Annotated in this window: 20 protein-coding genes, 2 tRNA genes and 1 pseudogene; 9 read left to right on the forward strand and 14 right to left on the reverse strand. The window is 69.0% G+C overall.

Annotation, left to right across the window (positions count from 1 at the left end):
* Positions 1-43: 43 nt before the first annotated feature.
* Together O3438_RS16425 and O3438_RS16430 are read left to right on the forward strand one after the other, a co-directional pair.
* The gene (locus O3438_RS16425; protein WP_269680779.1) at positions 44-3,166 is read left to right on the forward strand and encodes a hypothetical protein; all 3,123 of its coding nucleotides are present in this window, start codon (positions 44-46) and stop codon (positions 3,164-3,166) included.
* Positions 3,167-3,353: 187 nt separating this feature from the next.
* A complete protein-coding gene (locus O3438_RS16430; RefSeq protein ID WP_269680780.1) occupies positions 3,354-3,722 on the forward strand; it encodes an STAS domain-containing protein in 369 nt (122 codons plus the stop codon).
* Here the strand turns inward: O3438_RS16430 and O3438_RS16435 are convergent, their stop codons facing one another.
* Both O3438_RS16435 and O3438_RS16440 read right to left on the reverse strand, forming a co-directional pair.
* Positions 3,723-4,979 (reverse strand): PP2C family protein-serine/threonine phosphatase, encoded by a 1,257-nt coding sequence (locus O3438_RS16435; RefSeq protein ID WP_269680781.1) that lies wholly within the window; start codon positions 4,977-4,979, stop codon positions 3,723-3,725.
* A 196-nt stretch (positions 4,980-5,175) separates the two neighbouring features.
* A complete protein-coding gene (locus tag O3438_RS16440) occupies positions 5,176-5,397 on the reverse strand; it encodes a hypothetical protein (protein ID WP_269680782.1) in 222 nt (73 codons plus the stop codon).
* A 619-nt stretch (positions 5,398-6,016) separates the two neighbouring features.
* On the opposite strand from O3438_RS16440, the gene O3438_RS16445 reads away from it, so the two are divergent.
* Genes O3438_RS16445 through O3438_RS16455 form a run of 3 tightly spaced genes read left to right on the forward strand, consistent with a single transcriptional unit; the run spans position 6,017 to position 10,695 of the window.
* Positions 6,017-7,408: a glycoside hydrolase family 43 protein gene (locus O3438_RS16445; RefSeq protein WP_269680783.1), complete on the forward strand. Its 1,392-nt coding sequence runs from the start codon at positions 6,017-6,019 to the stop codon at positions 7,406-7,408.
* Positions 7,409-7,441: 33 nt separating this feature from the next.
* Complete coding sequence (locus O3438_RS16450) at positions 7,442-9,256, forward strand: family 43 glycosylhydrolase (protein ID WP_269680784.1); 1,815 nt, start codon at positions 7,442-7,444, stop codon at positions 9,254-9,256.
* A 26-nt stretch (positions 9,257-9,282) separates the two neighbouring features.
* Positions 9,283-10,695, forward strand: coding sequence for an RICIN domain-containing protein (locus O3438_RS16455; protein WP_269680785.1), 1,413 nt, complete (start codon positions 9,283-9,285; stop codon positions 10,693-10,695).
* A 148-nt stretch (positions 10,696-10,843) separates the two neighbouring features.
* Here O3438_RS16455 and O3438_RS16460 read toward each other — a convergent pair whose 3' ends face one another.
* From O3438_RS16460 to amcA, 7 genes are all read right to left on the reverse strand, one after another.
* Positions 10,844-11,413, reverse strand: coding sequence for a kinase (locus tag O3438_RS16460; RefSeq protein WP_269680786.1), 570 nt, complete (start codon positions 11,411-11,413; stop codon positions 10,844-10,846).
* A 67-nt stretch (positions 11,414-11,480) separates the two neighbouring features.
* On the reverse strand, positions 11,481-11,933 hold the full coding sequence (locus O3438_RS16465; RefSeq protein WP_269680787.1) for a SitI3 family protein: 453 nt from the start codon (positions 11,931-11,933) through the stop codon (positions 11,481-11,483).
* 10 nt (positions 11,934-11,943) lie between these two features.
* A complete protein-coding gene (locus O3438_RS16470) occupies positions 11,944-12,342 on the reverse strand; it encodes a hypothetical protein (RefSeq protein WP_269680788.1) in 399 nt (132 codons plus the stop codon).
* 158 nt (positions 12,343-12,500) lie between these two features.
* The gene (locus O3438_RS16475; RefSeq protein ID WP_269680789.1) at positions 12,501-13,019 is read right to left on the reverse strand and encodes a DUF6244 family protein; all 519 of its coding nucleotides are present in this window, start codon (positions 13,017-13,019) and stop codon (positions 12,501-12,503) included.
* Between the two features lie 97 nt (positions 13,020-13,116).
* The gene (locus O3438_RS16480; RefSeq protein WP_269680790.1) at positions 13,117-13,314 is read right to left on the reverse strand and encodes a hypothetical protein; all 198 of its coding nucleotides are present in this window, start codon (positions 13,312-13,314) and stop codon (positions 13,117-13,119) included.
* Between the two features lie 41 nt (positions 13,315-13,355).
* Positions 13,356-13,673, reverse strand: coding sequence for a hypothetical protein (locus tag O3438_RS16485; protein ID WP_269680791.1), 318 nt, complete (start codon positions 13,671-13,673; stop codon positions 13,356-13,358).
* Positions 13,673-13,819: a multiple cyclophane-containing RiPP AmcA gene (amcA, locus tag O3438_RS16490; RefSeq protein WP_269680792.1), complete on the reverse strand. Its 147-nt coding sequence runs from the start codon at positions 13,817-13,819 to the stop codon at positions 13,673-13,675. Before amcA ends, O3438_RS16485 begins: the two co-directional genes overlap by 1 nt.
* Positions 13,820-14,099: 280 nt before the next feature.
* Between amcA and O3438_RS16495 the strand changes: the two genes are divergently transcribed.
* Both O3438_RS16495 and O3438_RS16500 read left to right on the forward strand, forming a co-directional pair.
* Positions 14,100-15,263 carry a helix-turn-helix transcriptional regulator gene (locus O3438_RS16495; protein ID WP_269680793.1) on the forward strand — a complete coding sequence of 388 codons (1,164 nt, stop codon included), beginning with the start codon at positions 14,100-14,102 and terminating at the stop codon, positions 15,261-15,263.
* A 10-nt stretch (positions 15,264-15,273) separates the two neighbouring features.
* Positions 15,274-16,014 carry a 5-formyltetrahydrofolate cyclo-ligase gene (locus tag O3438_RS16500; protein ID WP_269680794.1) on the forward strand — a complete coding sequence of 247 codons (741 nt, stop codon included), beginning with the start codon at positions 15,274-15,276 and terminating at the stop codon, positions 16,012-16,014.
* Between the two features lie 446 nt (positions 16,015-16,460).
* Here O3438_RS16500 and O3438_RS16505 read toward each other — a convergent pair.
* From O3438_RS16505 to O3438_RS16520, 4 genes and pseudogenes are all read right to left on the reverse strand, one after another.
* Positions 16,461-16,902, reverse strand: a pseudogene (locus O3438_RS16505) (NUDIX domain-containing protein).
* 335 nt (positions 16,903-17,237) lie between these two features.
* A tRNA-Lys gene (locus O3438_RS16510) sits at positions 17,238-17,313 on the reverse strand.
* Positions 17,314-17,377: 64 nt separating this feature from the next.
* A complete protein-coding gene (locus O3438_RS16515; protein ID WP_269680795.1) occupies positions 17,378-20,452 on the reverse strand; it encodes a VWD domain-containing protein in 3,075 nt (1,024 codons plus the stop codon).
* 150 nt (positions 20,453-20,602) lie between these two features.
* Positions 20,603-20,678 (reverse strand) — tRNA-Lys (locus tag O3438_RS16520).
* A 187-nt stretch (positions 20,679-20,865) separates the two neighbouring features.
* Between O3438_RS16520 and O3438_RS16525 the strand changes: the two genes are divergently transcribed.
* Both O3438_RS16525 and O3438_RS16530 read left to right on the forward strand, forming a co-directional pair.
* Positions 20,866-22,140: a L,D-transpeptidase gene (locus O3438_RS16525; protein ID WP_269680796.1), complete on the forward strand. Its 1,275-nt coding sequence runs from the start codon at positions 20,866-20,868 to the stop codon at positions 22,138-22,140.
* A gap of 251 nt (positions 22,141-22,391) precedes the next feature.
* Complete coding sequence (locus O3438_RS16530; protein ID WP_269683663.1) at positions 22,392-23,681, forward strand: L,D-transpeptidase; 1,290 nt, start codon at positions 22,392-22,394, stop codon at positions 23,679-23,681.
* A 288-nt stretch (positions 23,682-23,969) separates the two neighbouring features.
* Here the strand turns inward: O3438_RS16530 and O3438_RS16535 are convergent, their stop codons facing one another.
* The gene (locus tag O3438_RS16535) at positions 23,970-25,166 is read right to left on the reverse strand and encodes a tyrosine-type recombinase/integrase (protein WP_269680797.1); all 1,197 of its coding nucleotides are present in this window, start codon (positions 25,164-25,166) and stop codon (positions 23,970-23,972) included.
* Positions 25,167-25,172 lie beyond the last annotated feature (6 nt).

Consider the following 25,172-nt stretch of genomic DNA (forward strand, 5'->3'; position numbering starts at 1 on the left):
CGCGGTTTCAGCGCCCTTTCAGGCTGCTCAATACGTTCGCGGCATGACAATCAGACGTTCCACGCGTACGAGGCGCGGGACCGCCGTGGTGGTGATGATCGCCGTCACCGCGGCAAGCGCGCTGTTCGGCGAACCCGCGTCGGCCGATCCCGTCCCCGTTCCCATCCCACAGGCAGCGCTCACCGACCGTGCCTTCGGCCAGGTTGCCGAGATCCACATCCAGGGCGCCGACCGGATCAAGGCCGTCGTGCTGTCGGCCGAATTCGTCCAGTGGCACCGGCTGCATCCGAACGCCACCACCGAACAGGCGCAGACCCACCTGGCGGCGCGCAAGCAGGCGCTCGACAACTCCCTGACCGCCTACGACCACCTGGTACCCGAGCAGGACCTGCTGCTCAGGTCCGTCGACATCCTGCTCGGCACCCCCGGCGGCGACACCCGGACCTCACCCGAGATCACCGGCCTGGTCGGGGCGGTCATCGGCAGGACGGTCGAACCGTGGGACACCCGCGAGGAACTCGCCTCCGGCGCACTGCGTACCGCGCAGTGGTTGCGCGGCCGTGACGACGCTCTCGCCGCCGTGTGGTCCGCGGTCCGCCAGGCGGCGAGCGCCAACGCGCCGGTCGCCAGCGCGTGGAACGCCGTACTCGGTGCGCCCTTCGGGGTCGACGTGACACACACCTACGAGCAGCTCACGCAGGATCCCGGGCTGGCCCCCGTGAATCTCGGGGCGATCCTCGCCCTCCAGGGCGACTCGGCGGCGTACGTCGCGGCGGCCAAGCAGAAGCTCGCCTCCCTGCACGCGGAGCTGCTCGGCCTGAGCGTGGAGATCCGTCTCGAGATCGGCGCGAACACCAGCAAGTGCCCACCAGAGGGGCCACCCAGCGCCGAGTGCACGGCGGCGGCAAAGAAGGCCGCCGAGGACCGCGACAAGGCACGGCAGCAGACCATCTCCGACGTCAAGGCCGGGCTGGGCATGGTGTCCACACTCATCGGGTTCGCCGACCCCGACGCCGGCAAGAAGGCCAAGGTGATCGGCGAGGCGGTCCTCACCACGATCAGCGCCATCTCGAAGTATGCGGCGGCGATCACCGGGCGCGGTCTGGCGGGCTCGGTCTTCAACACCGCGACGTTGGCGATGACCGGCAACATCTTCGGTGCCGTGATGTCGATCGTCGGGCTCTTCGGCGGTAGCGCGCCGTCGCTGGACGCGCAGATCCTCGCCCAGGTCAAGGCACTGCGCGACGAGGTCCGCGCCCTCGGCGACGAGATGCGGGCCAGCTTCGCGCGGGTCGAGGCGCAGATCAACACGGTGTACGCGAACATGATGGCCCAGTTCGACAAGCTGAACGCGGCCATCGCCGGCAACACCGCGCAGCTCACCCTCGTCCAGCAGCAGGTCGCCCAGCTCGGCCTGCGACTGGAGGACATCGCCGCCACCGTCCTGGCCGCGATCGGCGACTCCACCCTGCACGACGCCCGCGCCGACATCAACAAGTACATCGGCTACCAGGAGAACTTCGGGCAACCGATCCCCACGTACAACGAGTTCGTCGGCCCGGAGAACGAGTTCCACCTGACCGCCACGCAGCTGGCCAGCGGTGCCGCCTTCGTGGTGCCGAAGACCGACGCGGACAACCCCGCGCTCGACCCGACCACAGTCCTGAACAGCTTCGGCGAGGCCCGGTCGATCAACTACCTGGCTCGGGTGGCCAGCGGGCGTGACCCGTCGATGGTCGAACCGGCGACGCCGGTCGGCAACCCGACGGTCTGGAACCTCGGCGCACAGGCGTACGCCATGCTGATGCTCCAGAACCCGACGTACGCCGCCCAGGTCAGCGCCAGCCGCGCGGCACAGATCGAGGCGGAGGGCACCCGCATCGCCGACCTCGCGGCCAGCTTCGGCCGACCGGTCGACGGCGACGCCAACAGCCTCATCACCGGGCTGATCGACGAGTACGTCGGCGCTACCAACGAGCTGTCGGCCGCGCTGCGGACGTTCCGGACCAACGAGGTCCAGGTCCGCTGGGAGCCTGACGCCAACGGCGTGCAGGTCAGGACACCCAAGACCTACGACCTGTTCTGGGACACGGACAAGCAGCTCGCCCCGGCACCGGCGAAGGCCGACGAGGCGACGGTGCCGTCGTGCGACGGCACCCGGCAGATCGACCGACCCAGCAACGTCCGCTACGACCTGATGTCGAACGTCGTACGGACGCTCCAGTACGCGTACACGCCACGGCACGACGAGCCGCCGGCCGGCGTACGGGAGTTGCCCGAGGTGGGCCACTGCTACACGCCGAGCTGGGTCTACACCCGCACGACGGGCTACGGCACCGGGGTCATCCGGCACTACGGCAAGCTGCGGTTGCAGATCCACAGCCGGTTCCGGCTGAACTCGACGCTGCCCTGGCAGAACTCGCGGACGGCCGACTTCACCTGGCCCGACGAGCAGGTCTACCAGGTCGACTGCGAGTTCTTCAACTGTGACAGCGAGACCAGCCCGGAACAGGCGCTGACCCAGAAGTGGCCGTCCGGGCGGTCCACCTTCGCGGTGTCCGCGACGGCCGTACCCAACACGGCGCTGGACACCTCGCTGACGCCGACACTGCGCGGTTTCCTCCAAGCGCGACAGAAGTCGATGTACGACCGGGTCCGGGACCTGAGCACGCAGGTCGGTGGGCCGGTGCCCGCCGCGCTGAAGAAGATGAACACGGCGGCGCGGCTGCTCCAGGCGTACACCAGGTTGGGTCTCCCCAACGCCCTCGACGCGGACGACGTGCTGTCGGCGAACCTGTTCGGGCAGTACCAGATCCCGGTGAACATGCCGACCGACGCCAAGATCGGCAATGCGTACGCGAAGGCCAGCGGGAACTACACGGCGTGCGGGCCCGCACCGTGCTCGCTGGACCCCAGCCGACCGCTGCGCGACCAGGTCAGCCTCAAGCTGCCCTGCGAGCCCGCTGTCGACTCGTCCAACCTGCCCGGTGACCCACTTGGCGACTGCCTGGTCACCAGCGCGCGGTCCCGTGCGACGGCGCTGACCCAGCGGTACGAGGTCTGGGCGGACCAGATGACCGCAGGTCTGCACCGCGAGCGGGTGCCGTGGCTGAACGACACCCTCACCGGGCTGCGCATCACCACGCGACTGACCCACGCCAATTGAGTCGCAGCGGTGCCGGTGCCTTCGGGGGCCGGCACCGCTGTCAGGTGGACCGCCCTCGGCAGCGTGACTCACCGCACGATGACGCCGCACCCGGGATTGATCTGCCGTAACGTGCCGCCCGCCCCGTCTGCCCGTCGCCCGTCGAGCGCATAGGGTGGATTGCGGACCCTCGCGCTGGGAGGCTGGTATGGATCTGCTGTTGTCGGCTCGACCGGGCCGCGGTTGCACAGTGGTCGAGGCGCGCGGTGAGCTCGACATGGCCACCGCCGGGCAGCTGCGCGACAACCTGCAGCAGCTCATCGATTCCGGCGACCGGCAGGTGGTGGTCGACATGGCCGGGGTGCGGTTCATCGACTCGAGCGCGTTGGGCACGCTGGTGGTGATGTTCAAGTCGCTGGGCGAGGTCGACGGGCGGCTGAGCCTGGCCGCGGTGCAGCCCGGGGTACGCCGCGTCCTGAGCATCACGTCGGTGGACCGGGTCATCGACATCTACGACGACGTACACACGGCAGAGACCGACATCGCCACCTCCGGTGGCGTCACCCGAGGGCAGTAGTCACTCGGGCAGGGCCACGCTGGCCCGCTCGAGGTCGGCACCCGCGCTGCTTCGCCGGTCCGCCCCGTGCCCGCCGTACCAATCGATGATCAAGAGGGTCGCGTCGTCGGCGAGAGTCGGACCACCCACCTCCAGCACCGCATCGCCCAACGCCCGCACGGCCTCGCGGGGGTGCAGGCCGCTGATCGAGCCCAACACGACGGGCAGGTCCAGGTTGGCGGAGTTGCGTTCCAACATGCCGTCGGTGACCACGACCAGGCGATCACCGGGTTGCAGGGTGATCTCCTCGTGGAGGAACTCGGCCTCACTGAACATCCCCAGCGGGAAATTACCCGGCAGCCGCAACGGCTGGGACTCCCCGCGGCGCACCAGCAGTGGCGGTACGTGACCGGCGTTGAGCATCGCGCACACCCCGGTGCGCAGGTCGAGGCGGCCGAGGACCGCAGTGACGTAACTACCGCGCACGCCGGCGTGCTCGGCCACCGCGGCGTTCGCGGCATCGGCCTGTTCGACCAGGTCAGCGCCGCGTCGGCGGGTGTTGCGGAGGCTTCCCACACCTAGAGTCGCCGTGAGGGCGCTCGCCACCCCGTGGCCCATCGCGTCGGTGACGCTGAAGTGCAGCACATCACGCGCCAGGCTGTAGTCGAACGTGTCCCCGCCGATGCTGGCAGCCGGCTCCAGCCAACCGGACAACGTGAACGCACTGGCCTCACACGTGAACGCGCCGGGCAGCAGCCGGCGCTGGATCTCCGCGGAGAGCGTGAACGGGGTCGTTCGTTGGCCCCACTCGAACAGGTCGGTGTGTCGCCGGTTCGCGATCACCACGAACGCCAACGCGTGCGCCGTGCGCGTGATCTCCCCCAGAGCCTGCGCGGTCGGCTCCTCCGGTAAGACCATCTCCAACAGGCCGATAGCCTCACCACGCTCCGTCACCGGCGCCAACACCACCCAGCCGTCAGCGCCCGCGACGACCTGCACCGTCTGGGTACGCAGCGCCTGCTCGGCCACGCTGCCGTCGAACGGCAGCACGGTGGCGACCTCCTCACCGTGCTGGCGGCTCCCGCCCGCGTCGTCGATCGGCACATGCGCCAACCGCACCAGCGCCCGGCCACCGAAGTCGGCGATCAGGAACGAGACGGCCAACGCGCCGAGCGCCACACCGACCTCTCGGGTGACCGCCTCGACCGCCTCGACCGGCGACGCCGCCTCGGCCGCGTCCAACACGCCGGCCAGGGCTCGCCCTTGACTGCTCTGCACCCCCAGAGTCTACGAACACCCTGCCGACCGGCGTCGAACCGACAGCGACGCCCGTCGGTGCGCCGCCAGGGAGCCGAACCCGAACCTCCGGATCAACAGCCCAGTTGGGCTAGCGGCGCTCGGCTGTCTGGTGATGACCCGCTGGCAACTGCTGAACGTGCAGCAGCTCGCCGAGCGCGCCTCGCAGTGACGGCAGTCAGGACGATGTCATCCGGACCGCCCGCCGGATTCCCTGGTGCGCCAGCACGCCGACGGCGGTGTTCGCCACGGCGAGCGCCGACGCGCCGAGCAGCGCCGGCCCGACGCCCGTCGAGCCGCCAGCGACCAGCAGGATCGGCCAGCCCAGCGCGGCGGCGATCAGCGACGGCCGCCACCAGCGGCCGAACAGCAGGCCGAACAGGATGAGGGTCGGGATCACGGGAGCAGCTCCCTTCGTCGCTGCTCGCAGCCTACGCGCGCAAGCCAGCACGAACAGCTCCGTTCCTGGCGCCCCGGACCCGTCGACAGCCGGCCCCGGTCGCCCGGGGGCAAGCCGCGCGCGATGTTGGGGAACTGTGCGCCGGAACGGCACAGGTAGCCGGCTGAGCTGCTCTACGGGAACGGAACGTTCGGTAGGAGGTCGTCGTCGCGTCCGGTCTGAGGTAGCCCAGCCGCAGCCGCCATGGCCTCGACGGCGTCGACCAGGGTGGTGGTCTCCGGTAGGACGAATTCGATCCTCGTGAAAGGCGGGGCGGCAACCGGAGGCCCGTAGTTACCGCAGAATTTCCGGTAAAGCTCGAATTCTTTTCGATACAACTTCCGCCGTACATTGTCGCCCTTGGATGCGAGTCGAAACGGCCGATCACCTGCCACAACTCGCTTAGGCCACCTTTTCATCGTACGTCTGACCATTTACCAACGTCTTGCAGGCGTGTTACGGCCAGAGTATGTTAGCGCTCACATTGATCCGTACGGATGGCCACCTGAAGGCCTCTGTGCGCGATCACCCCTGCCATTCCTCTGTCACCAGCACTATCGACGCGAGAAAGGCCACCACCATGCCCTTAACCCGACGGCAGTTCACCCTGGGCGCGCTCGCCACCGGCGCGCTCACCACGACCGGTTTGGCGGTCAGCCCGGGATCCGCCCTCGCCGCGCCCAATACGGCTTACCTCAACGTCTACTTCACCGAAACGCCCAATCAGTCGGGGTCCGATTACGGCCTGCACCTCGCGGTCAGCCGAGACGGCCTCAACTGGAGCCCGCTGAACCAGAACAACCCGGTCGTCACGCCGACCGCCGGCGACCTCGGCCTGCGCGATCCGTACATCCACCGCAAGCAGGACGGCACCTTCGTCGTCATCGCCACCGACCTGCGCGGGCTCAACTTCGGCCGCAACAGCCAGTACCTGCACGTGTGGGACTCGACGGATCTGACCAGCTTCACCGGATACCGGCTGCTCCGGATGCACACCTACAGCAATGTGCACACCTGGGCCCCGACGGTCTTCTGGGACGCCGCACGCGGCCAGTACGGCATCGTCTACTCCGCCAACACCACCACAGACCTGTTCCTGATCAACTACACCAGCGACTTCCGTACGGTGAGCGCCCCGCAGACCTACTTCAGCCCCGGCTTCCCGGTGCTCGACGCCGACATCCGGGTCAGCGGCGGTGTGACGTACATGTTCTACAAGAACCTCGCCAACGGAAACCTGTACGGTGCCCGCTCCAGCACTGGAGCGCCGAACAGTTTCACCACCTACACCAGTGGGCTGCGGCAGGGCACCGCCATCGAGGGAGCACACCTGGTCCCGCGCAACGACGGCGGCGCCTGGTGGCTCTGGGGTGACTCGTTCGGCCCGATCAACAACGACATGTACCTCTGGTCCACCAGCACCGTCGGCGGCAACTCGTGGTCGGTCGCCAACCAGCGCGACTACACCCCGCCGTTGAACTCCAAGCACGGCTCGATCGTCGGCATCACCGACGTCGAGTACAACAACGCCGTCAACCGGTGGGGTCTGCCGAACTGGGTCCGGTTGAAGTCGTCCAACCTGCCCGACTACTTCGTCCGGCACAGCAACGGCGCCATCCGGCTCGACCCGTACCCGTTCGACCCGCACCAGGACCAGCTCTGGCGGATGGTTCCCGGCCTCGCCGACTCCGCCGCGGTCTCGTTCGAATCGGTGAACCGCCCCGGCAACTACCTCCGGCACAGCGGCTACGTCGGGCGGCTCGCCGCCAACGACGGCAGCGCCACCTTCCGCGCCGACGCCACCTTCTACCGCACCGCCGGCCTGGCCGACAGTTCCTGGTCGTCGTTCCGCTCGTACAACTTCCCCACCTACTACCTGCGGCACGCCGGCAACGTGCTGCGCATCGACCCGCTGAGCGCGGGATCCGGCGCCACCGACCGCCAGGACGCCACCTTCCGCGTCACCTCGTAGCCGCCCGCATTCCTGAGAGGTGAGGACAACAACATGGGCAGGTCCCTCGCGAGTCGCCGCACCACCAGTGCCCTGATCGCCCTGCTGCTGGGCGTCTGTGCCGCCGTCACGGCGGTACTACCGGGCACGACCGCCAAGGCCGACAACCCGATCGTGCAACACGTCTACACCGCCGACCCGGCCCCTCTGGTGCACAACGGCCGGGTGTACGTCTACACCGGACGCGACGAGGATGGTTCGACGTACTTCACCATGCGGGAGTGGCGGGTCTTCTCCTCCGCCGACATGGTGAACTGGACCGACCACGGCGTGCCGATGAACCTGGCCACGTTCAGTTGGGCCAGTGCGGACGCCTGGGCCGGGCACGTCGTCGCACGCAACGGCCAGTTCTACTGGTACGTGCCGGTGAAGAACCGCGCCACCGGCCGGATGGCCATCGGCGTCGGCGTGTCCAGCAGCCCCACCGGTCCGTTCCGCGACGCCCTGGGCCGGCCACTGCTGGAGAACGCTGAGATCGACCCGCACGCCTTCATCGACGACAACGGCCAGGCGTACCTCTACTGGGGTAACCCCAACCTGTGGTACGTGCGGCTGAACAGCGACATGATCTCGTACTCCGGCGGTCTGACCCAGATCCCGTTGACCACCGCCGGCTTCGGCACCCGCACCGGCAACCCCAGCCGACCCACCCTCTACGAAGAGGGTCCCTGGGTCTACAAGCGCAACGGCACCTACTACATGATCTGGGCCGCCGAGTGCTGCGGCGAATTCATCGCCTACTCCACCGCCCCCGGCCCCACCGGCCCGTGGACCTACCGCGGCACTGTCATGCCCCGGCAGGGCGCCAGCTTCACCAACCATCCCGGCATCATCGACTTCGCGGGTGGGTCGTACTTCTTCTATCACAACGGCGCCCTACCCGGCGGTGGCGGATTCACCCGCTCGGTGGCGGTGGAGAAGTTCACCTACCGGGCCGACGGCACCATCCCGTCGATGAACATGACCACCGCCGGCGTCCCGCAGGTCGGCACCCTCAACCCCTACGTCCGGCAGGAGGCCGAGACGATCGCCTGGGGTTCCGGCATCGAGACCGAACGCGCCAGTAGCGGCAGCATGAACGTCGCATCGATCGAGAACGGCGACTGGATCAAGGTCAAGGGCGTCGCGTTCGGGACCGGTGCGGCCACCTTCACCGCCCGGGTGGCCTCGGCCGCCGCCGGTGGCACCATCGAGGTACGCCTCGACAACGCGACCGGTCCGGTGGTCGGCACCTGCCGGGTCTCGGGCACCGGCGGCTGGCAGAACTGGGTCGACACCTCCTGCACCACCAGCGGGGCGACCGGCACCCGTGACCTCTACCTGCGGTTCACCGGCGGCTCCGGTTCCCTGTTCAACGTCGACTGGTGGCAGTTCACCGGCGGCGGCACCGCACCGTCGGTGTATCGGATCATCAACCGCAACAGCGGGCAGGTCGTCGATGTCCAGTCACCGAACCTCGAAAACCTGGCCGTGATCGGCCAGTGGACCAGCAACGGCAACACCTGGCAACAGTGGCGCTTCCTCGACGCCGGCAACGGCAACGTCCGCCTGCAGAGCGTCAACAGCGGCAAGTGCGTCGACATCAACAACTTCTCCACCGCCGACGGGGCGTCTGTCATCCAGTACACCTGCCACGACGGCCTCAACCAGGTCTTCACCTGGCGATCGACCGGCGACGGCTACTACCACCTGGTCAACCTCAACAGCAACAAGTGCCTGAACGTGGTCGGCAGCTCGACCACCGCCGGCGCCGCCCTGGAGCAGCGGACCTGCGGCTCCGCGACCAGCATGCAGTGGTCGCGGGCCTGACACCTCAAGCTGAAGGAGTGAGATCCATGAAGGTCACGGAAGAGGACAGGCACGCCTCTCCACCCGGACGTCGCCGGCCCGCGGTGCTGGCCACCGCGGTCGCGGCGGTCCTCGCCGCCGGCGGACTGGCCGTCGTGGCCCCGTCGCCAGCCGCGGCGGCGACGGTGGACACGAACGCCTGGTACGTGCTGGTCAACCGCAACAGCGGTAAGGCGTTGGACGTCTACAACCTGGCCACCAACGACGGTGCGCGGATCACCCAGTGGTCGCGGAACAACGGCAACCAGCAGCAGTGGCAGTTCGTGGACTCCGGTGGCGGCTACTACCGGGTGAAGTCACGACTGTCGGGCAAGGTGCTGGACGTCAACAACTTCTCCACCGCCAACGGTGCGCCCATCGTGCAGTGGGCCGACCTCAACGGCACCAACCAGCAGTTCCGGCTCGCCGACTCCGACGGCGGTCACGTCCGGTTGATCAACCGGAACAGCAACAAGGTGCTGGAGGTGCAGGGCGCCTCGACCGCCGACGGTGGCAACATCGTGCAGTACGACGACTGGAACGGCACCAACCAGCAGTGGCAGTTCATCCGCGTCGACGGCGGAACCAACCCCACCCCGGGGCCGACCACGCCGCCCCCGCCGGGCGGCGGCACCTCCGGCTGCGGAAAGGCGCCGGGCATCACCAGCGGTACGCACACCATCAGCAGCAACGGCCGCAACCGCAGCTTCATCCTGCGCATCCCGGCCAACTACCAGCAGAACACCCCGTACCGTCTGGTCTTCGGCCTGCACTGGTGGGGCGGCACCGCGGTCGACGTGGACACCGGCCAGACCGTGGACCGCAACACCTGGTCCTACTACGGACTCCAGCGGCTGGCGAACAACAGCACGATCTTCGTCGCCCCGCAGGGCATCGACAACGGCTGGGCCAACGCCGGCGGCGAGGACGTCACCTTCATCGACAATGTCCGCAACCGCATCGAGTCGACGCTCTGCGTCAACACGCGACAGCGGTTCTCCATCGGGTTCAGCTACGGGGGCGCGATGAGCTACGCCCTCGCCTGCGCCCGGCCGGACGTCTTCCGGGCGGTCGTGGTCCAGTCCGCACCGCGCGAGCTGAGCGGATGCAGCGGCGGCACACAGCCCGTCGCGTACCTGGGCGTCCACGGCATCGGTGACAACCCGGCCAGCGCACGGGCGATGCGGGACCGGTTCGTCCGCAACAACGGCTGCACCGCCCAGAGCCCCCGCGAACCGGCGGCCGGCAGCCTGACGCACATCGTCACCACGTACTCCGGCTGCCGGGCAGGGTATCCGGTGGCGTGGGCAGCCTTCGACGGCGGCCACATCGCCGCTCCCCAGGACGGTGCCGGCGGTGACAGCGGACCCCGGACCTGGGTCCCGGCCCTGGCCTGGAACTTCTTCACCCAGTTCCAGTAGGGGTCCGGTCCGGACCGCTGACCCACGCGGACGCCAGCTCCGCGTGGGTCAGCGGCCGGACGGGCACAGGCCCGGGGCCGCATCACGAGACACCAGCGCGTCCTACGGTTCGCCGAACAACCGACCACCCGACGCGAAGCTAGCTGTTCTACGGGGACGGGGCGTTCGGTAGCAGATCATCGTCGCGTCCGGTCTGGGGTAGCCCGGCGGCAGCCGCAATGGCATCGACCGCCTCGTCCAGTGGGGTGCTCTCGGGTAGGACGAGCTCGCCCGGCCAGCCCAGGACGTCGTGAGGGGCGTACCAGCCGCTCATCTGGTCGATGGTGAACTCGCTGGCCTGCGGGCGGGTGAGATGCCGGCGCAGGGTCTCGGGCAGGGACACGTCGAGATAGCAGAACAGCGACCGCCCTCGGTGGTCGTCCCGCAGGGCGGTCAGCATGCTGCGGTAGCGGCTGGTGTGCATGATGCCGTCCAGCACTACGTGGTAGCCGTGGTCCAGCGCGAACCGAACGGTCTGCGCGATCAGCGCAGGCGCGATGCCGCCGGGCAGGTCCCGTTCACGCAGCAGGACGCGGCGCAGGTAGTCCTGCTCGACCAGGGCGCAGCCCCGGCCGTGTCGGCGTCGTAGCTCCCGGCCGATGCTGCTCTTGCCCGAACCGGAGTTGCCCCGGATACAGACGAGGATCGTGTCCGGGCTGCCAGTGGGTCCAGCGAGCACAATCCCTCCTCGGATTCACTTTCTATGAACGGTGAGGCTGAGGGCGGCGACGGTCAGCCGGGTGAGGTCAGGAAGCTGGCGGATCTTCCCCGCCGTGCACGCTCCACCAACTCGGCGCGTGCCTGCGCAGCGCTCCCGAGAAGCGGGTCAGTAGCAGCCAGTCGGCGTCGAGGATCAGCGCGGCGTCCTCCGACCGCTCGCCCAGCACTCGAGCCACGGACGCCAGCATCTCCCGCGTCGCCCGATCGGAGGATTCGCTCTTAACCAGCCGGAAGCCGATGGTGACGTACCGCTCCGGTTCCCACTCCCACATCGAGCCGTCACCATCCTCGGCCTCGAAGTAGCCGCGGGATCCGGCGTGGATGCTCACCGTGTAACCACACCGATCGCTGAGGTCCGCACTCAACACCCGGGGCCTGCCATCTACCGCCGACTCCTCAACACCGTCCGGAGCGACGACACCGGCCAGCACATCGAGCGGAACGTCGCCGGCCAGCGTCAAGCGGTACTCGGTCGCCATGGATAGCCCTTCAGTCTCGTCGTAGGATCTGGATTATCGCCCCGCTACGCGTCACCGCCACCAGTTCCTTCAACCCCGCAATCGGCCAGTCGTCGAACTGCCTCTGCAACGCCCCGAGGTCGCCACGCCAGTCGTGCAGGTTCACCACCACCCGTTGAGTCTGCTCGCTGGTGATCTTGTCGGATACCCCGCTCCACACGCCTCGCACGCTCTTCGCCGGCATCGGGGAGTAACAGTCGAAGACGTGTCCCTCGATCAGGTAGTCGGGATCCTTGCCCGGTTTCCCGGAATCACCGGTACCGAGCCGGGCATCAGCGACCTCCTGCCGGGTCGGGTTCTGGTGGAGCCGGTACCCCTTTGCAGCGACGGTATCGGCGCACTGGTTCTCCAGTTCCAGGGAGCGCCGCACGCGTTCGTCCTCCTTCGGAGGGATCCGGGTACGCCGACCGGTCGGCGAACCGCCCCGCTCTCCGGTCGGTTTGCGCGTCCACGCCGTCGTCACGCCCCTGCCGGGGGACGGTGTGGGAACCGAGGCAGGGCTGGTCGGTACGGCACCGCCAGCCCCGCTCAGTTTCCCAACTGTCGTGCCTCGGCGATCGCCGCATCAACGGCCTGGCGGGTCGTGGCGGTGCGCTGAACCAGCAGGACGAGCACCTGTTTGACGCCCTCCAGAGCCTGCAGCAGCGGCCCAGGCTGCCCACCCTGCAAGACCCCGACGACGAGCTGCTGCGCCTCAGCGACCTGGGTGACAGTGGCGGCCGTCTGGTCACGGATGCCGTCGACCGCACTCTGCACCGGAGTCAGCCCACTGATGGTCTCCCCCGGACTGGCCTGCTCCGGGACACCAGCGGCCACCTTCGTGGCATCACCGACAGCCCCGGTCAGACCACCCAGTCCACCCCGGACGGTGGCGATGGCTCCGCGCACCCGCGCCATACCGGCAGCGACGGCAGCGAACCCAGCACCCGCCGCGCGCAGCGCGATCTCCTGCGCCTGCTGATCAGCAGCGGCAGCCAGACCCTGCGCACGTTCGACCCCGGCGGCCAGCGTACGTAGCTCCGTAGTGATCTTCTCGACCTGCGACACGCTGCCGGATCCCTCCACCTGGCCACGAGAGCTCTCAGGAGGGTTGAACCTACCGGCACGGCACCGACGCCACCAGACGTTGCTGAGCGGTAAGCGATCAGCGGTCGCGGCCGAGAAGCATGTGCGGGTACCCCTCGCCGAGCTCGATGCCGAGGGCGACGATGAACGCGTCCAGGCGTTGGATGGCGTCACTCACGTCCACGGCGTCGCCTTTGAACTCGAACTCGACGAAGTCACCCGCGTCCACGACGCGGTCGAAGACGATCTCGACGTCCGGCAGAGTCCAGGCCCGCACGGCGGTGAGAGGAATTTGCGATCAAGGCCGGTAGCGGTCAATCAGCGCGGGACGGCAGAGCCCGCTCTGGGATGGCGCCGGCCGGGCCAGCCGAGGAACCGGTCGAACAGGTCCGTGACCCCACGGGTGGTGCTCGGGTTGAGTCGATGCAGGTCGTCGATGGCCTCGTGCAGCAGGCCGGCCAGGTAGAGGAAGAGGCCGACCCGGTTGTCGCGGTACTCGGCCACCAAAGCGATCCGCGCCCGTCCGCAGGGCCAGGGCTGCCCGCAGCGCCGGCACAGCCAGAGCGGACGAAGCGGCGGATGCTCCGACGGGAGCGGCCGGCCCCCCTCCGGCACACCTGCTCCGGTGCCGGTCATCAGCTGTCGCGATTCCGTGCCTGCTGCTCGAACACGAGCCGCCACACGTGCGTCAGCAGCGGCAGATCGACCGCGTCCGAGCGGACCGCCGCCGTCCTGGGAGCCAGTTCACCTGTGGTGGCGAACCGGGAGACATATACGGTCATGATGGACCTACCGCCGGGACAGTCACCACGGTCATCGTGTTCTCTCCACATCGCTGTCGGGGCTTCGAGGGCACCGGGACGGGCGGGCAGTGAGGGCGGCGGCCTTGCCGTACCGCTGTGCCGTCGGCCGGCACCCGTCCCGGGCCATGCCCCTACGCAACCGTGGATCGGGGTAGGCCTCCAGCGCGGCAATGGCGCAGAACCGGCGCATCCCCGTTGCGCTGTGGCCGCTGAGCTGGATGAATGGATTCGAGAGCATCGGCTGCGGAAGGAGCGGCACGTGGCTGGCAAGCGGCACCGGCTCGCTCAGCGCCGGAAGGCCATCGGGCTGAGCCAGGAACGCTTGGCCGAGAAGCTCGGCGTCGATCGATCGACCGTCGTCCGGTGGGAGCGGGCGGAGACGGACCCGCAGCCCTGGCACCGCCCCCGTCTGGCCGCGACACTGAGAGTGTCGGTCGAGGAACTGGCCGCTCTGCTGGCCGATGTAGGCCAGGCGCCGTCACCACCGAACGAACGGCTCGCATACGTCCTGCGCCATCCCCAGCGCGTCGACCTGGTCACCGTGGCCTACCTGCGCGAACGCATCCAGCACCTCGACGAGCGCTACGACCACACGCCCTCGACGCTGCTGCTCGCCGACGCGGGACAGCTACACGGCCAGATGCTCATCCTCCGCGAGCACGCCAACAGTGGGGCAGTTCGACGGGAGCTGTCGGTCGCCGTCGGCGAGTCCGCGACCCTGATGGGTCAGCTCGTCTGGGATGCCTCCCAACGCCGTGACCACGCCGCCAGCGAGGCGTACTTCGACCAGGCGATCACCGCCGCCCGCGAAACGCGAGACGTCATCACCGAAGGCAACGCGCTGCTACGGCAAAGCTTCCTCGCCCTCTACGGAACTAAGCAGCCCGTCACCGGCCTCGCGCTCACCAGCAGAGCCGCACAGGTCAGCCGCGGAGACAGCCACGTCATCACCGGTCTCGCCCATCTGCACCGCGCCGAGGCACACGCGATTCTCGGCCAGGACCGTGCGTGTTCCGACGCGCTGAGCATGGCCGAGACGCACCTCAGCACAGCCGACAGAGGTGATCCCGCCGGTGTCCTTTTCGCTCCCAGTCAGTACGCACGTCTCGAAGGATCCTGCTGGCTGTTCTTGAACAAGCCCGACAAGGCCATCACCGCGTTGCAGACCGCCCAGAAGCTCAGCGAGACTCAGCGGAAATCCACGGCGGTGATCCTTGGAAACCTTGCCCTGGCCAGCATCCTCCGCCGGGACATCGAGGCCGCCACCTCGTACCTGCACGAGGCAATCGATGTGATCGAGTCGACCCGCGCAGGCGGTGGCCTCAACCTGGCCTTCACCGCCGCCCGGCAGCTGACTCCGTGGCGCGCCGAACCGGCCGTCCAGGACGTCAACGACCGGCTTCTCAACCTCATGACCAAATAGGAGACGCGGCGTGACCAACCCCCGTGACCTCGACCATGCCAAGCACGCCGTCCGCCAGCACGTCTGGGATCTCCTCGAGCGTGACAACGCCGCCCCGCCAGGCGTCCACGGCCACATCCCCGACTTCGCCGGTAAAAAACAAGCTGCGGCCCGCCTGGCCGAGCACGACCAGTGGAAGAACGCCCGCGTCATCAAGTGCAACCCTGACCGCGCCCAGCTACCCGTCCGCCTACGGGCACTACACGAAGGCAAGCTCGTCTACATGGCGGTGCCGAAACTAGCCACCGCCAAACCCTTCTATCTGCTCGACCCCGAGACCCTCACCGTCCCCTTCGACATCGCCGCCACCAGCACCGGCGCCGCCGACGTCGCTCCCCTGGTCGAGCCGCAGGAGATGCGTCCGGTAGACCTCGTCGTCTGCGGAAGCGTCGCCATCAGCCGACACGACGGTGTACGCATCGGCAAGGGAGCCGGATATTCCGACCTCGAACTGGCCCTCCTCACCGACGCCGGCCTCATCACCGAGAACACCACCATCGCCACCACCGTGCACGACCTCCAACTCATCGACGACGCCCTGCCGTACGACGAGCACGACTTCGCCGTCGACCTCGCGATCACCCCAACCGAAGCTCTCGCCTTCACGCCCACCCGGCCGCGGCCAGCTGGCATCCTGGCCGGCAAACTCCGGCCCGAGCAGTTGCGAGCCATTCCCGTCCTCGCCCAGGCGACCCGGCACAGGGACCACTGAGACGACGCGGATCGGGACCATTCCGGCCCCGGACCAGTTCAATCCACCCACCGCGGAAGATCCATTCGGCGCCCGGCAGGGGCAGATAGTCCTGTTGGCGCCGGCGACCATCCGATCATCGAAGCCGCTACGAGCCCTTGCCCTGTTAACCGCATCGACGACACACTCCTGGCTGCCGAGGTCATCGGGCCCAGCCGGGTGTGGGACCACCGCCTCTCCCGCGACCTGGTCAGGGTCACCCTCACCCGCCCTGGCTACCTCGACTGGCCGTCAAACTCAGCGACCGGATGCGCGTCCGGTCGGGAGGGCCGCGCTGGTAGTCGTGTCGCACCGCGTCTTCATCGGTGCCGTGGCCGCCACCCTGGACGGTGCCAGAAGCCCGCAAGGAACCTTTCGCGCAGCTCGGGACTTCAAACTCGGCCCAGCGATGCTGTGGCCAGCTTGCCCTACAGCGAGAGCAGCGCCTCCTCGTTGGCAGCGATGAACTCCTTTAGCGCATCCGGCTTGAGATCCACGGCGAACAGCTTGTCGATGGTCACCCGGTCGAGCTGGTAGTTGCCACGCAAGGGATCAGCGAACTCGGGCCCGGTGCGGGCGTCCTCCTGCAGCTGAAGCAGCCGACAGGCGAAGAAGTGCTGCACGGACACGCCCTCACCGGCGGGAGCGGTGAACAGGAACACCTGGGCGAAATGATCCGCCTCAGCGCCGAACTCCTCGTGCAACTCGCGGCGGAGTGCGGCCTCCAGGGAGACGTCCGTCGACTCCAGGCCACCCCCCCGGTGTCGTCCAGTACGGCGCCTGGCCGGGCTTGACTCGCTTAATTAGCACCAGACGGCCCTCTTCATCCAAAAGGATGGCCCGCACGGACCTGCGCAAGATCTCACGCACAACTTGCCCCTATCAGCTCCCGGACGGGCGACAAACAGCAGTGCGAAGGTATCGGTTCGCAGAGCGCAGGCACATCGGCCGCACTCGTAAGGGGAACCACTGCGGCCAGCCCCAGTAACCACCGCCAGCGATAGGCGATCCACCGACGGCCGCAACCCGGCCACCCGGCCATCCCCACCGGCCGCCGCCGACCGGCGTCCCGGGGCACCCGTTGCGTCCCGCCGGAACAACCCCCGTCCAACGGCTCCCGAGCACCCGCCGAGCGACCACCCACCATCGACGTACGCGAAAAAGGCCCCAACCCAGTGTGAACCACCAGTTCAGGGCTTTCTCGTTGGTGCGCCGCCAGGGACTCGAACCCCGAACCCGCGGATTAAGAGTCCGCTGCTCTGCCAGTTGAGCTAGCGGCGCTCGCCGGCAACGGGACGAGACGGTAGCACGTCAGGCACACCGCCCCGAACCGGCAGGGGCCGCCTCACTTCAGCGTCAGCGTGACCTGCCCGGTCGCGACCCCGGACGGGTCCACCACCACCGTGTACGTGCCGGAGGTCGGCAGCACCGTCGGCTCGATGTCGCCAGCCCCGTTGATCACGCAGCCGCTGGTGATGGGGCTGCCGTCGGGGGCGCGTAGCTCCACCACACCGCACTGGTCGGGCAGGTCGGAGGCGGTCGCGGTCAGACTCACCGACGTACCGGCGCTGGCGGTGAACCGGTAGGTGGTGACCGCGCCTGCTCGGTCGACGGTGGCGACGACCGGCGGACCGCCGACGGTGATCGTCGCCGCCTTGTCGCGGCTGCTGAGCAGCCGCAGTGTGGCCGCGCCGGTGGTGCGTCCGGTCGGGTCGACCACCACTGTGTACGTCCCGTCGGCGGGCAGCAGCGTGCCGTCGATCTCGCCGACGCCGTTGATCACGCAGCCGCTGCTCAGCAGCCGGTCCTCGGCGTCGCGCAGTTCGAGCGGTGAGCACTGGTTGGGAAGCGTGCTCGTGGGCACCTCGACGAAGACGCGCTCACCCTGCTGCCCGGTGAACCGGTACCGGGCCCGCGAGCCGGGATGGTCCACCGACGCGGTGACCTCCGGGCCGTTCGGTTGCAGCGTGCCGTCGACGTCCCGGGCCACGTACACCCGGACGGCCGCTCGTCCGGTGTCGCCGGGGGCGGTGGTGACCCGCACGGTGTACGTGCCGGTGGTGGTGAGGTCGACGCGGTCGATGTACCCGACACCGTTGATCGCGCAGCCGCCCCCGATGTACTGGCCCGTCGGGTCGGTGAGCGCGTACGGCGAGCAGCGGTTGGCGATCCCGGGCGCGGTGGCGTCGACGAAGACGGCGTCACCGGCCCGGCCGGGGAACGTCAGTGGCGCCCCGCCGGGGGTCAGGCTGGCGGACGCGACGGGTACGGCCGTGATCGACGTGGCGGCGGGCGGGGCGACCCGCTCGGTGGTGGCGCCGGCCACCGCGAACTCGGGGCGGCCGCTGACCGCGACGTCGAAGACGCACTCGGCGAGCTGGGCGGGGGCGGTGATGCCGGCCCACCGGCAGATCTGCTCGGCCGTGGCACGGCGGGCCGGGTCGAGGTCGCCGACGGTGACCTCCCGTTCGGGGAAGGCGCGGTCGGTGAACGTGCCGGTGTCCTGCCCGTCGTCGTAGTGCAGCAGCGAACGGTCGGGGGTGATCCGCCAACTGTCCGCGTACGCGGGGTAGAGCTGCGTGAACGGCACCGGTTGGGTGAGCGCGGTCCCGTTGGAGGGTGCGATGTCGTCGGCCGGGTCGCCGTCGAAGTCACCGAGCAGGCCGCGGACCTTCCCCGCCCGGGTGTCGGCGAGCTTGACGAGCACCCGGTAGCCGTAGTGGCCGATCTGGTCCACCGCCGCCGCGGAGCCGTCCGCCCACGTCACGTCGTACCCGTCGGCGGGTCCGGTGTCGGAGGGGCGGCGGGTGAGGGTGCCGCCGCCGGGCAGGTCGGTGCGTTCCGGCGGCGTGGCCACCGGCGCGCCGTCGACGTGAACCCGGGTGCCGCCGTCGGTGAGCGTGAGCGCCACCCGGTGGGCGCCGACCCGGAACGCGACCGCCGAGTTGACCGAGGCGGTCCGGGTCCCGGCCATCGGCGCCTGCCGGACCTGCACCTCCAGCGGGTCGTTGCCGGTGGCGGTGACCAGCGTGAACTCGCCCACGGCCTGGAAGTCGTAGGCGACCCGGTCGAACGTGACCAGGTGCGGGTCGCCGTTGCTGCCGCCGCAGGTGGCACCCTCCTCGCAGAGCTTCACCGGACCCTTCTGCGGGGGCTTCTTCTTCGCCGGTTTCTTGCACTCGTCGAGGTTCTTCGGCAGCGTCTTCCCGTCGTACTCGGTGCGCGGTGGCAGGCCCTTCGCCGCCCGATACCGGTTCTCCGCGAGTGTCGCCTTCACCTCGGCGGTACGGATCTCGGTGCTTCCACAGTCGCCCTGCGGAATCTTGTTCTGCGAGATGTCGTCGGCGTGGTTCAGCTCGTGGTAGAGCGCGGCGCAGGGGTCCCGGGCCACACCGTCGCCGTACGGTTCGACGGAGGTGGGATTCCAGGTGACGGTCGAGGAGCCTTTCCCGTCCGGGCTGTCCGGGGTCTCGAACGCGCCCGAGCCGCCGGTGGTCGGAATGATCCGCACCCGGGGAGACTTCTTGTCCCGCAGGCGCGGGAGCAGGCCGGACGGGTCCCCGCCGGGCTCGGCGAACCCCTTGAGGCAGGCGTCGACAGCGCCCTGGAAGTCGACGCCGCTGACCGGTACGCCACCGGTCGGGTCCACCGCGTAGTCGGCCCGGGCCGGTCGGGGCCCACCGACGACCAGCGCGCCGACGGCCACCAGCAGCAGTGCCAGCGCGGCGGCGGTCGGCCGGCGGCGTCTGCGCCTCAGGACCACCACCAGCGCGACGGCGAGCAGCACCAGCAGCACCGCCGCGCCGGCGAGCCACAGCCAGCGCGGGCCGGTCCCGCCGTCACCGACGGTGAAGGTCGTCGTCCGCAGCGTGGTCCCGCCCGCGCAGAGGCCGGCCGCGCCGGTCACCGCAAGAGGCAGGTAGCCGGCGGTCACCTCGTACCGGCCGGGCGCGCCGACCGGCCACAACGTGTCCAGGCCACCGCCGTCCGGGGTTGCTGCCACCGAGCGGAGCAGCACCGCGTCGGGGGTGTCACCGTCGTGCAGGCGTACGCCGGTCAGGCTCACCGTGGTGGTCGCACCCGGTTCCACAGTGGCGAGGCCTGCGGTGGCTGCGGCACCGATGCCGTCGTCGTGGAAGCTGCGGGCCAGCGTCGGCGTGAGGTCGCGCCCGTCGAGGCGTACCCCGGTCACCTGGACGGTGCCGACGGCGCTGGTCGGCAGCGCGCACGCCGCACCTGTGGTGTTCGTGACAGTGAGGTCGAGGCGGACCTGGTCGCCGGCCCGGTAGTCGGCCTGGCCGGGCCGCAGGGCCAGACCGAGGCCGCCGTCGGCGGGCGCCGCGACGGCGCTCACCGCGCCGGCGGCCAGGGCGGTCAGCAGTACGGGAATTGTGGCCGCGAGTCGCACCGTCCACCTCATGGTGCGGACTGTAGGGGCGCGGCGGCCGATCTTCGCACGCTCTGTCGGGGACCGGTCCCAGCGAGGCTGGGCCCCAACCAGGCCGAACCACGGTCCGTACACGAAAAAGGCTCCGACCAGGTGGAAACCACCGGTCAGAGCCTTGATCGTTGGTGCGCCGCCAGGGACTCGAACCCCGAACCCGCGGATTAAGAGTCCGCTGCTCTGCCAGTTGAGCTAGCGGCGCTCGTCGGCAACGGAGAGAACATTAGCACCCCTCCAAGCCGGGCTCCAATTCGGTTACCCGGCTCCGCCCTTCGGTCGAGCTTTGCCGACAAAATGCCCCAAACTGCCACACCGGCCGAAGCCGGGGGCGTGGGTTGCGGCGTCGATGCGGCACGATGTCCGCCAGGTACGCGAGAACAGAGGTGGGCATGGCACGGTTCACGCGAGCCGGAGCGGTGGTGGGCGCTCTGACTCTGGCTGCGTCGCTGGCACTGACCGGGTGTGGTGACGAGCAGAAGAAGCCGGCATTCGTCGGCGGGACGTCGGCGGCCGACCCGGGCGCCGCGCCGGGCTCGTCGGCGAGTCCGGACCCGAACACGCCGAGCACACCGAGCGGGCCGACGCTCACCCTGAGCCCGGCCGACGGCACGAAGAACCGGCCGGTGAGCACGGAGATCAGCGCGAAACTCCCGGACGGCGGGAAGGTGTCCGCTGTCACCCTGACCGCGGACGGTGGGGGCACGGTGGAGGGCAAGCTGCGCACCGACGGTTCCGCCTGGGTGCCGTCCGCTCCGCTGAAGTGGGGCACCCGCTATACCGCCACGCTGACGGCGAGCGGGGCCGACGGCACGAGCAGTCAGGGCACCAGCAGCTTCACCACGATGGCGAAGCCGAAGTCGACGATCGGCTCGGGCCTGTACCTCTTCGACGACAAGAGCTACGGGGTGGCCATGCCGGTGGTCACCGAGTTCCACCCGGGCATCCCGAAGAAGGACCGGGCGGCGGTGCAGAAGCGGATGTTCGTCCGCACCGACCCGCCGCAGCCGGGAGCGTGGCACTGGGTCGACAACGGCACGCAGGCCTACTACCGGGCACCGGAGTACTGGAAGCCGGGCACGACCATCAGCGTGCGGATCGCCATCGCGGGGATGCCGCTGAGCAACGGCAAGTACGGGGACATGGACCGCAAGGCCACCGCGAAGATCGGCCGGTCGTTCGAGATGAAGGTCGACAACGCCAACAAGAAGATGACGGTGTACGAGAACGGCGCTGTCGTCCGCACCATCCCGGTGAGCCTGGGCAAGAAGAGCACCCCGTCGTCCAGCGGCACCATGGTCGTGATGGAGAAGAAGGAGGCCACGGTCTTCGACACCCGGGACGACCCGGACCCGGCCAACCGCTACGTCACCGACATCCAGTTCGCCCAACGGCTCACCTGGGGTGGCGAGTACATCCACGCCGCGCCCTGGTCGGAGCACGTGCAGGGACGGCAGAACGTCTCGCACGGCTGCGTGAACGTGTCGATGGTCAACGCCAAGTGGCTGTTCGAGAAGACCCGGATCGGTGACCCGATCACCATCAAGGGCACCGAGCGCAAGATCGCCGCCGGCAACGGCTGGACGGCGTGGAGCCTGAGCTGGTCGGCGTTCGTCAAGGGCAGCGCGCTACCCGTACCCAGTGGTGGGGCCGGTCCGGCGATCTGAGTTGCCGTACGTCTATGCGCCGGTCCGGCCGATGGCCGGGCCGGCGCGTACTCTTGCAGTCCCGCGCCCGCGACGGCGCCGCAGCGACCCCTCAGTCCCGGTACGGAGACGAATCCCGCTCACGAAACGCCGGATAGTAGCAAAAATCCGGCACCATGGACGGCGTGTTTCGGTTCACCCTCGGCAACCGGGGCCGGCTCTGGCGCGTCATTAGGAGACGATGGGGCAGCGACCACGACTGTGAGGGAATCATGCGAGCTAGCCAGGATCGGCTGATCAGGGGCGGTGGGCGGCGCCGCGTCTTCGCGGCGGGGCTCCTCGCCGTGGCGCTGGCCTTCACGTCCGCGTGCACCGACGGCGACGGCGGCAAGCCATCCTCGTGGCACGGCGGCGGTGAGACCCCGGCGCCGAAGGCGGCGGCGACCATCAGCGAGCCGGCTGCCGACGCCAAGGACGTGCCGGCCTCCACCGGCATCACCTTCACCACGAAGGACGCCCAGGAAACCACCGTCGAACTCAAGGACGCGGCCGGCAAGGCGGTCGAGGGCACCCTCGCCGCGGACGGCAAGTCGTGGCTGCCGGCCGGGGCGCTGGAGTACGGCACCGCCTACACGGCGACCGTGACCGCCACCGGCGACGACGGTCGTCCGGCGACCGCGACCAGCACCTTCACCACGATGGCCAAGCCGGGCAACCAGGTACGGGTGACCAGCTTCCTCGGTGACAACCAGGTCGTCGGGGTCGGCATGCCGTTGATCGTGAAGTTCAGCCGGGGCATCCCGGAGGACTACCGGGACGACGTGCAGCGCCGCATGACGGTGACGTCGACACCCGCGCAGGAGGGCATCTGGCACTGGGTCAGCCCCACCGAGGTCCGGTACCGCCCCAAGGAGTTCTGGAAGACCGACAGCAAGGTCTCCTACCGGGTGCAGGCCGGCGGTCTGCCGATGGGTGACGGTTGGTACGGGCGCGCCGACCTGAACGTGGACATCAAGATCGGCCCGGCGGTGGTCATGACGGTGGACAACAAGACCAAGCGGATGACCGTCACCCGCAACGGCTCAGTGATCAAGACCATCCCGGTCAGCCTCGGCAAGAAGAGCACCCCGTCGTCCAGCGGCACGATGGTCGTGATCGAGAAGCTGCGCAAGACGGTCTTCGACACGTTCGAGGAGCTGGGCCCGGAGGAGGGCTACCGCACCAAGATTGACTTCGCGCAACGCCTCACGTGGGGCGGGGAGTTCATCCACGCGGCACCCTGGTCGGAGGGCCAGCAGGGCACCACGAACGTCTCACACGGCTGCGTCAACGTGTCCATGGCCAACGGCGACTGGCTGTTCAAGAACACCCAGATCGGTGACCCGATCACGGTCAAGGGCACCGAGCGCAAGCTGCAGAACGGCAACGGCTGGACCGACTGGAACATGAGCTGGGACGAGTACGTCAAGGGCAGCGCCCTGCCGTACGAGCCTCCGGCCGACCCGGACACCACCCCGACGACCCCGGACGGCGCGACCCCGTCAGCAACGCCGACCGCCTGAGTTGGATCCACTCGCGTTTCTTGAAACCGGGGCATCCCGCTCGATTGGATGCCCCGGTTCCAAGAAACCGGAGTCGATCACGGGCCTGCCGGCAGCAGGCCCGTCCGCCAGCCAGCAGGCCCGACAACGACGAAGGCCCCCTCCGAAGAGGGGGCCTTCTCGTGGGGTGACTGATGGGAATTGAACCCGCCCAGACCCCCTGGTCAACGCATCGCCGCATGCTCTGAGCTGCACGGACAGGGTGTCATCGGGTATTTGCGGGTATCTCCGGGGATCGCGATTCCCCTATCAGTCCCCTACACCCTCGTCGGCCTCCGCCGGCTCCAACGGAACCTCGCCGGCTTCCTCGTCGGCCATCTCCGCCGCCAAGGCGTCGGGGTCAACGTGCTCCAGGGCGTCCGCGACCGCCTTGAGGATACCCGCGTCGACCTGCGGCAGCAGGTGCCCGTAGATCCCGTCCGTGACCGCGATCGAGCTGTGCCCGAGCCGCTGAGAGATCGCCGACAGCGGCACGTTCGCCGCGATCAGGAAAGCCACCTGGCTATGCCGCAGGTCGTGGATCCGAAGACCGCTCAACCCGGCCTCGGCCGTCCACCGCAGCCAGCCCCGGCGGAAGTTCCGGGCCCGCACCGGAAGGCCGGTGGGCGTGTGGAAGACCAGGGCGTCTCGGTCCTTGTCGACGACCAGCGGCGCCAGCGCGGCAGCGACCTTCGGAGTGAACGTCACCGTCCGCCGCCCGCGGGCGGTTTTCGGCGTGCCGAAAATCAGCGACCCGTCGGACATCTCGTGCATCGCCCGAACGACGGTCAGCTTTCCGCCGAGGATGTCGAGGTTCTTGAGCTGCAGTCCCACCGCCTCGCCCCACCGCAGGCCGGTGGAGACCAGCAGCAGCACCAACGGCCGCCAATGCTCGGGCACCGCTGCGTGCAGCCGGCCGGCTTCCGGCTCGGTGAGGAAGCGCATCTCCCGGGGGACCAGCTCGGGCAGCTTCGTGTCCCCGCACGGGTTGGTACGGATCTTCCTGGCCTGAACGGCCGCCTTCATCATGCTGTGCAGTACTCCGTGGCACGACCGGACGGTCTTCGCCGACAGCGGCCGGCGGACCCACTTCCCGGGCCGATCGAGGTCCGGTAGCCCGCAGAGGAGCTTGGTCACCCACGCCTGGATGGCGACGTTGTCGACCTCGTCCAGGGCCAGGCTGCCGAGCAGCGGGACTATGTGCATCCGCAGTCGCGAACCCTCGGACTGCACGGACGTCGGCTTGAGGCCGGTCGCGTGACCGGCCCACCAGATGCCGGCCCACTCGGCGACCGTGAGTTTCCCGGCGCGCGGGTCGATGAAGTCACCGCGGAGTCGGTCCGCGGTGAGGGTCGTGAGGCGCTTCTTCGCCGAGGTCTTGTTGGGCCACCCCTTCTCCAGGGTGACCTTCTTGCCGTCGACGATGTCTCGGATCCGGAAGGTGGGGCCGTTCTTCTCGATCCACACCCGGGG

It is taken from the genome of Micromonospora sp. WMMC250 (genome assembly GCF_027460215.1).
In the GTDB taxonomy this organism is placed as follows: domain Bacteria; phylum Actinomycetota; class Actinomycetes; order Mycobacteriales; family Micromonosporaceae; genus Micromonospora; species Micromonospora taraxaci.